The organism is Ruegeria sp. AH12 (assembly GCF_056541465.1).
This window is the reverse complement of the sequence record NZ_JBQFYL010000048.1, coordinates 1-1,389: the sequence shown is the minus strand read 5'-3', so window position 1 is coordinate 1,389 and position 1,389 is coordinate 1. Positions and strand designations below refer to the sequence as shown.

Genomic DNA, 1,389 nt, shown 5'->3' with positions numbered 1-1,389 from the left:
CGCCACGCGATTTGTCGGTGTGCGCGGGATCATGAAGCAAAAGCTGGCCGAAGGCGATGATGAAACCGCGCGCAAGCTGGCCGAGAAGGCTCTGGCCCTCAAACCCCGGCATGAAGAAACGCAGGATGTGCTGTTGAACCTGCAGACCAAGGCGCAGGATTGGGCCGGTGCGCGGTCCACGTTGACCTCGAAGCTGAAGGCCGGGTATTTGCCGCGCGACGTGTTCAAACGGCGCGACGCAGTCCTGGCTTTGTCCGAGGCCAAAGTGCTGCTGGACGACACGGCGACGGTCGAACAGCAGGAACATGCGATTGAGGCAAACCGCCTTTCACCCGATCTTGTCCCGGCAGCCGCCATGGCCGCGCGCGCCTATATCGAAAAGGGCAAACCGCGTGCAGCAACCAAGATTCTGAAAAAGGCGTGGGAAGTGCAACCTCACCCCGATCTGGCCCATGCCTTTGCCGAGATTGTGCCAGACGAAACACCTGAACAGCGGATCAAGCGGTTCACCGCTTTGACCCGCATTCATTCAGAGAATATGGAAACACGCCTGATTTTGGCCGAGCTGAACATCGTAGCCGAAGACTTCCCCGAAGCGCGACGCGCGCTGGGTGATGTTGTCGAAAAGCAGGGGGATGCACGGGCCTACACGCTGATGGCTGCGATTGAACGGGGCGAGGGCGCCTCGGACGCGGTGGTTCAGGGTTGGCTGGCCAAGGCGCTGAACGCACCGCGCGGGCCGCAATGGGTATGCACCAATTGCCACGACATTCAGCCTGAATGGGGACCGGTGTGCCAGAACTGCGGTAGCTTCGATACGCTCAGCTGGCAGACGCCTCAGACGCCCGAGATTGCTAGTGCGACGGGTGTGCACATGCTGCCTCTGATCGTTGGCGCGCTTGAGGATCAATCAGAGGCTGAAGAGGCAGAGGAACCTGAAGAAAGTGCTGAAGAGTCAATTGAAGAGCCGGTCGAAGAGGACGTGATCGAGGGAAAGGCCGAGCCGGTCTCGGAGGAAGTCGCGCGACAGACCTAACGCGCGGTCTCGGCGTTGAAAGCGTCGTTCCGCAGCTTAAACAACCCGGCCCACCGATTTTGATCAAGGACGACCAAAGCCATTATGTGCTATCGGCTGTCGTCGGCGACACCGGCACACAAGACGACTAAACCGATCCCGGCGGGTTCTGCACGTCCAGATAACGCTCGGCCGGAATCCTCACGAGACCTTTGATCCCCAAGGCAGTACGATCCGCGTCATCCAACTGCGCAATTGCCCGTTCAACCGCTGTAAAAATCGCTTGCTGATCGTTACCCTCCGCAGTGATCAATGGCAGGCTAGGGGTCGGGTCCGTCCACTCCAACACCCGCATCTCTGCGGGTGTTGGAGTG

1 protein-coding gene and 1 pseudogene are annotated in these 1,389 nt (G+C 59.8%); one reads left to right on the top strand and one right to left on the bottom strand.

Annotation, left to right across the window (positions count from 1 at the left end):
- A partial coding sequence (locus ACR0EL_RS21465) for a heme biosynthesis protein HemY (RefSeq protein ID WP_480502186.1) occupies nt 1–1,036 on the top strand: 1,036 nt, incomplete at its 5' end.
- 127 nt (nt 1,037–1,163) lie between these two features.
- On the opposite strand, the pseudogene ACR0EL_RS21460 reads toward ACR0EL_RS21465, so the two are convergent.
- Nucleotides 1,164–1,389: pseudogene (locus tag ACR0EL_RS21460) on the bottom strand (phosphate/phosphite/phosphonate ABC transporter substrate-binding protein); the annotation flags it as partial.